This is a genomic window from Streptomyces sp. NPDC126510, from assembly GCF_040302345.1.
In the GTDB taxonomy this organism is placed as follows: Bacteria; Actinomycetota; Actinomycetes; order Streptomycetales; family Streptomycetaceae; genus Streptomyces.
Map to the genome: position 1 here is coordinate 1 of NZ_JBEORR010000084.1, position 6430 is coordinate 6430.

At 71.5% G+C, this 6430-nt stretch carries 6 protein-coding genes; 1 reads left to right on the forward strand and 5 read right to left on the reverse strand.

Annotated elements, in window-relative coordinates:
* Positions 1 to 535: 535 nt before the first annotated feature.
* Complete coding sequence (gene trpS / locus ABTX60_RS42930; RefSeq protein WP_352102032.1) at positions 536 to 1567, forward strand: tryptophan--tRNA ligase; 1032 nt, start codon at positions 536 to 538, stop codon at positions 1565 to 1567.
* Positions 1568 to 1604: 37 nt separating this feature from the next.
* On the opposite strand, the gene proC is transcribed toward trpS, so the two are convergent.
* From proC to ABTX60_RS42955, 5 genes are all read right to left on the reverse strand, one after another.
* Complete coding sequence (gene proC / locus ABTX60_RS42935; RefSeq protein ID WP_352102033.1) at positions 1605 to 2417, reverse strand: pyrroline-5-carboxylate reductase; 813 nt, start codon at positions 2415 to 2417, stop codon at positions 1605 to 1607.
* A gap of 104 nt (positions 2418 to 2521) precedes the next feature.
* The gene (locus ABTX60_RS42940; RefSeq protein WP_352102034.1) at positions 2522 to 3328 is read right to left on the reverse strand and encodes an ABC transporter permease; all 807 of its coding nucleotides are present in this window, start codon (positions 3326 to 3328) and stop codon (positions 2522 to 2524) included.
* Positions 3325 to 4161 (reverse strand): ABC transporter ATP-binding protein, encoded by an 837-nt coding sequence (locus tag ABTX60_RS42945; protein WP_352102035.1) that lies wholly within the window; start codon positions 4159 to 4161, stop codon positions 3325 to 3327. The genes ABTX60_RS42940 and ABTX60_RS42945 overlap by 4 nt, the downstream gene beginning before the upstream one ends.
* A 118-nt stretch (positions 4162 to 4279) precedes the next feature.
* Positions 4280 to 5092, reverse strand: coding sequence for a class I SAM-dependent methyltransferase (locus ABTX60_RS42950; RefSeq protein ID WP_352102036.1), 813 nt, complete (start codon positions 5090 to 5092; stop codon positions 4280 to 4282).
* A gap of 138 nt (positions 5093 to 5230) precedes the next feature.
* Complete coding sequence (locus tag ABTX60_RS42955) at positions 5231 to 5743, reverse strand: EamA/RhaT family transporter (RefSeq protein ID WP_352102037.1); 513 nt, start codon at positions 5741 to 5743, stop codon at positions 5231 to 5233.
* Positions 5744 to 6430: the final 687 nt, after the last annotated feature.

The window sequence follows — 6430 nt, forward strand, 5'->3', positions numbered from 1 at the left end:
TCCGCGTTTCCCTTTCCGGCGGTTCCGACTCTATCAGATCCTTTCGGGCCTGATCCCCGGTCAGCGGGGTTTGTCTTCGCGGCTGTTGGGCCGTTGCGACGAGTGAGACTTTAGCGGATTCCCCGGCTCCCGAGCCAATCGGGGGCCGCGTCCTTTCGAACGGGGATTCCTCATTCCGTAAATACACATGCCAATGAAGCGACGACAGATGTACTGCGCGTCGAATAGTGGTGAGTACTTGCGGATTGGCTGCCCGGGGACCGACCGGAGTCGGCGCTCACGTCGGGCAACTCGGAGAACACTACGGATGGGGGTAGGGCGTGTCAACTCGAGGGCGGGCGGCACTTCCGGGGCGTAGCCTGGGCTGCATGACGACGCGTACGTGCACCCAGCTGTGGTGGGCCGCCTGACGGCGGCCGCGCTCACGTATGCACTCGACGGCCGCCGCTTCGGCGGCCGTTTTCGTTTCTCCCTCCCGGAACCACGGAGGGGCGGCCGCCCGGGGCGGCGGTCCCGACCGGGAGGTGGAGGAGAGATGACACGGGTCTTCAGCGGGGTCAAGCCGACGGGGCATCTGACGCTGGGGAACTACCTGGGGGCCATGCGGCGGTGGGCTGCCGTGGACCAGCACGAGGCGGAGGCGTTGTTCTGTGTCGTGGATCTGCATGCCCTGACCGTGGACCACGATCCCGCACGGGTGCGCAGGCTGAGCCGGCAGTCGGCGACCTTGCTGCTGGCGGCCGGGCTGGATCCGGAGCTCTGCACGGTGTTCGTGCAGAGCCATGTGGACGAGCACGCCCGGCTGTCCTACGTACTGGAGTGCGTGGCCACCGACGGTGAGATGCGGCGGATGATCCAGTACAAGGAGAAGGCCGCACGGGAGCAGCGGCGGGGCGGGAGCGTGCGGCTGTCGCTGCTGACGTATCCCGTGCTGATGGCGGCGGACATCCTGGCGTACGGGGCCGACGCCGTGCCGGTCGGGGACGATCAGCGGCAGCATGTGGAGCTCGCGCGGGACATCGCCGTGCGGTTCAACCAGCGCTACGGGCATACGTTCGTGGTGCCGCGGGCCACGCGGCCGGAGGTGGCGGCGCGGGTGATGAACCTGCAGGACCCGGTGTCCAAGATGGGCAAGAGTGACGACGTCGGGCCGGGGATCGTCTATCTGCTGGACGAGCCGGACGTGGTGCGCAAGAAGGTGATGCGGGCCGTGACCGACAGCGGGCGGGAAGTCGTGTACGACCGCGAGGCCCGGCCGGGGCTCGCGAATCTGCTGGAGATCCTCGCGGCGTGCACGGGTGGGGAGCCGGAGCGGTTGAGTGGTGCGTACGGGTCGTACGGGGCCTTGAAGAAGGACACCGCCGAGGCTGTGGTCGAGGTGCTGCGGCCGCTGCGGAAGAGGCACAAGGAGTTGTGTGCCGATCCCGGTTATGTGGAGGGCGTGCTGCGGGACGGGGCGGGGCGGGCTCGGGGGATGGCCCGGCCGACCGTGGACGCGGCGTATCGCGCGATCGGGTTGCTGCCCGCTGGGGAGGAGGTAGGGGCGGCCGCCGGGCTGGGGGTCTGAGGGGTGTCGGGGGCGGGTCGGGCCCGCCCCCGGGTGCTCAGCTGTTGTTGCCGGAGGCCAGGGCGCGGCTGCGGTCGCGGGCGGCTTCGAGGGCGGCGATGAGGGCGGCCCGTACGCCGTGGTTCTCGAGTTCGCGGATGGCGTTGATCGTCGTGCCGGCGGGGGACGTGACGTTCTCGCGGAGCTTGACCGGGTGTTCGCCGCTGTCGCGGAGCATCGTCGCGGCGCCGATGGCGGACTGGACGATCAGGTCGTGGGCCTTGTCGCGGGGCAGGCCGAGGAGGATGCCGGCGTCGGTCATGGCTTCGACCAGGTAGAAGAAGTAGGCCGGGCCCGAGCCGGAGAGGGCGGTGCAGGCGTCCTGCTGGGACTCGGGGACGCGGAGCGTCTTGCCGACGGCGCCGAAGATCTCCTCGGTGTGGGCGAGGTGGTCGGCGGTGGCGTGGGTGCCGGCAGAGATGACGGACATGGCCTCGTCGACGAGGGCGGGAGTGTTCGTCATGACGCGGACGACCGGGGTGTCGGGGGCCAGGCGTTCCTCGAAGTAGGCCGTGGGGATGCCGGCGGCGCCGCTGATGACCAGGCGGTCGGCGGGGACGTGGGGGGCGAGCTCGTCGAGGAGGGTGCCCATGTCCTGCGGCTTGACCGTGAGGATCAGGGTGTCGGCGGTCTTGGCGGCTTCGGCGTTGGGGACCGGGGTGACGCCGTAGCGGGTGCGGAGCTCTTCCGCTCGTTCCGGGCGGCGGGCGGTGACCAGGAGGTCGGACGGGGTCCAGCCGGCGCGGATCATTCCGCTGAGCAGGGCTTCGCCGATCTTGCCGGTGCCGAGGACTGCGACTTTCTGGGTCATGGCGCGGGGTGCCTCCGAAGGGTGCGTCGTCCGGGGTCCATCCTCGCACCGGGGAGTGGGGGACGGCTCGGGTGTCCGCTGGGCGGGACGTCGCGCCGGACCGGCTATGCCGTCCGGCGCCTGAGGGTCGCCGCGCCCAGGATCAGGACCAGGAGTGCGCAGCCCGCGACGATCAGGGCGTCCCGGACGAAGGTGGCGGTCATGTCCGTGTGGCGCAGGACCTCGTTCATGCCGTCGACGGCGTACGACATGGGCAGGACGTCGGAGAGGGCCTCCAGGGCCGGGTGCATGGTGTCGCGCGGGGTGAACAGGCCGCACAGGAGGAGCTGCGGGAAGATCACCGCCGGCATGAACTGGACCGCCTGGAACTCCGAGGCCGCGAAGGCCGAGACGAAGAGGCCGAGGGCCGTGCCGAGCAGGGCGTCGAGGAGGGCCACCAGGAGGAGGAGCCAGGGGCTGCCGGTGACGTCGAGACCGAGGAACCAGACCGCGAGGCCGGTGGCCAGGGCGGACTGGATGATCGCGAGGGCGCCGAAGGCGAGGGCGTAGCCGGCGATGAGGTCGCCCTTGCCCAGCGGCATGGCGAGGAGGCGTTCGAGGGTGCCGGAGGTGCGCTCGCGCAGGGTGGCGATGGACGTCACCAGGAACATCGTGATGAGCGGGAAGATCCCGAGGAGGGACGCGCCGATGCTGTCGAAGGTGCGGGGGTTGCCGTCGAAGACGTAGCGCAGCAGGAACAGCATCACGCAGGGGATGAGGACCAGCAGCGCGATGGTGCGGGGGTCGTGGGTGAGCTGGCGCAGGACCCGGGCCGCGGTGGCGGTGGTGCGGGAGGCGTTCAGGGCCCTCGGTGGGGTGGTCGCCGTGGTCGGGGCGGTCGTCCTGGTCGGGGTGGTCGGGGTGGTGGTCATCGGGTCGTCTCCTTCGTGCGGGTTGCTGCGTTCGCCTCGTCGACCAGGTGGAGGAAGGCGTCCTCGACCGTGTCGGCGCCGGTGCGGGCGCGCAGGGCGTCGGGGCTGTCGTCGGCGAGGAGTTCGCCGTCGCGCATGAGGAGGAGGCGGTGGCAGCGTTCGGCCTCGTCCATGACGTGGGAGGAGACGAGGAGGGTGGCGCCGCGGCCGGTCGCGATGTCGTGGAAGAGGTTCCACAGGTCGCGGCGCAGGACCGGGTCGAGGCCGACGGTCGGTTCGTCGAGGACCAGGAGCTCGGGGGCTCCGAGGAGGGCTACGGCGAGGGAGACGCGGTTGCGCTGGCCGCCGGAGAGGTTGCCGGCGAGGGAGTCGGCGTGGGTAGTGAGGTCGACGTCGGCTGTCGCACGGGTGACGTCTTCGGCGCGGCGGTCGGCGGCTGCCCGGCCGGGGTTCAGGATCGCGGCGAAGTAGTCCAGGTTCTGCCGGACCGTCAGGTCGTCGTAGACGGACGGGGCCTGGGTGACGTAGCCGATGCGGGTGCGCAGGGTGGGGTGGCCGGCGGGGCGGCCGAGGACGTCGAGGGTGCCGGTGACCTTGGCCTGGGTGCCGACGAGGGCGCGCATGAGGGTCGACTTGCCGCAGCCGGAGGGGCCGAGGAGGCCGGTGATCTGGCCGCGGGGGACGGTGAAGCCGAGGTTGCGCAGGACCGTGCGGGGGCCGCGGACGACGGTGAGGTTCTCGGCGTGGACGGCTGGGGTGTCCGGTGTCGGTGGACGGTCGGGGGTGGGGGCGGGGTCCGGGCGTGGTGAGTTCCCGGGAGCATTATTCATCATGTGATGAATAATGCTCCCGGCGGTCGGGGGCGTCAAGCGGCCGTGTGGGGCGGGACCTTCTGGCGGTGCGTGGGCGGCCTACCGGCCCGTGCGTGAGCGGCCTACCGGCTGGTGCGCGTCAGGCCGGGGTCTCGGCGAGGAGGAGGACGACCTCGTAGACCTCCTCCACGAGACCGTCCGGGAAGGTGCGGAGGAGGTGCTCGCGTTCCTCGGCCAGGAAGGATGCGGTGCGTTCCGGGTCGTGCGTGAGGAAGACCGAGTGGCTGCCGATGTTGGCGAGGTGGGTGTCGACCGGGACGCGGCGGCTCCAGCGGACCGTCCGGCGGGTGAAGTCGAGGAGGCCGGTGGGGTCGGCGGCGCGGTGGTCGATGTTGCGCTTCTCGGCGGAGACGTCGATGCGGAAGTGGCGCTCGGTGCGGGCGGCGGCCTCGGCGATCCAGGGGACGTCGAGGGCGTCGGTGTTCCACCACAGGGCGAGCGCGCCGCCGGGGCGCAGGACGCGCAGGGCTTCCGGGACGGCGCGGGCGGGGTCGGTCCAGTGCCAGGCCTGGGCGTAGGTGAGGAGGTCGACCGAGTCGTCGGTGAGGGGGAGGTCGTCGCCCGTGCCGCGGATGATCGGGATGCCGGGGAGGGTGCGGCGGAACTGGGCCGCCATGCCGTCACCGGGTTCCACGGCGATGACGTTCGCGCCCCTCGCACGCAGGAGGGCGGTGGCGATGCCGGTCCCGGCGCCGATGTCTGCGACGCGGGTGCCGGTGAGGGGGCGGCCGGTCAGGTCTTCTATCGCGTCGAAGAGGGCCGGGGGGTAGGAGGGGCGGTTGGCCGCGTACTGGGCTGCGGCGACGTTGAAGGAGTGGGCTCGGGCGGTCCGGGCGGGTTCGGGGGTGGGGTGGGCTCCGGTGGGGTGGTGGGCGGAGGGAGGTGTGGTCATACGGCCATGGTGGCCGGGGGGCGCGGTGGTGAAGGGTGAGAGTGGCGGGAGTTGGAGGGGAGGGGTGGGGTGAGGTGCAAGGAGTCGGGCCAGTCCCGGCCCGCCTGACGGCCCCTCCCGGTCGTCGCGCGCCGGACGCTACGCCCGGCGGCGGTTCTTCGGGTTGCCCGAGCGGCGGGTCGTGCGCTTCTCGTACTGCCTGCGGGCCTCTTCGTACTCCTGGCGGTGGAGCTTCTCGCCGGGTGCCTCGGTGAGGGAGCGGAGGAAGTAGGCGAGGAGTGAGCCGACGAAGCCGACGGTCAGGAGGCCGCGCAGGGACGCCTGGCGCTCGGGGTCGGGGCGGCTGGTGAAACCGGTCCAGGTGTGGCGGAAGGCCATCGCGCTGCAGATCGCGAACATCGCGACCATGAGGACCGTGACGAAGCCGCCGATCGCGGCGATCTGCAGGCCCTGGTAGGCGAGGCGGAGGACCAGGCAGGAGAGGGCCGCGGTGGCGAGGGAGCCGACGGCGACCGCGATACGACGGGGCGTGTAGCCGTTGTCGTGGTCCAGCCAGGTCGTGCCGAAGAAGCGCAGGGGCTCGGGGCGGGGGCCGGGAGCCTCGGCCCTGGAGCCCGCGGCGGTGGCACGGGTGCTGTCTTCTGCACTCACGGGTCGATTATGGCCCTTGCCGGGCCGCTGGCTCCGTGCGGGATGGGGTTCCTGATGAATCTCCGTGGAGGGACGGATCTCCGTGGAGGTGGCTGCGGACCAGGTTTTGGCCCGGTGCGGGAACGCGATGGCGGTAGCGGCTGGTGGCTTCCGCGTCCTCTGCACGCGTCGCAGCCGCCCCTCGGGGGACAGCGGAGCAATGCGGTGGGCCGCGGGCGCCCTAACGCCAGGGATCGAGGGCGAGCTTGCCACGGGTCTGGCCCGCTTCGAGTTGCTGCAGCGCCGTCGGTCCTTCGGCCAGGGGGCGCACGTCGGGGACGCCGGGCGGATACACGCCGTCGGCGATGAGTGCCTCGATCTCGACGAGCAGCGACCGGTAGAGGGACGGGGCCGCCTCCGGGTCGTCCGCCCGGAGGGCGGGCCCCGCGGCGTCATGGGGGTGCCCCCTGCTCGAGCGGATCCGAGAGCTTGGGGGAGCGTGCTCTCGGCGTGCCGGGTGGAGTCCCTCGTACTGGATGTAGTTGGGTCTTCGTCCGGTGCGGCGAGAGTACGTGCCAGGCGTCGAGGGGCAGGCGGGACTTTGCGGACACGACCTAAAGGGTGTTGCAGAAGGCTTGGCGGCGGGCATGGCTGGGTGATGGCTGACCTGCTGTTTCACCCTGCCATGGCGAGGTTGTGCATGGTGGC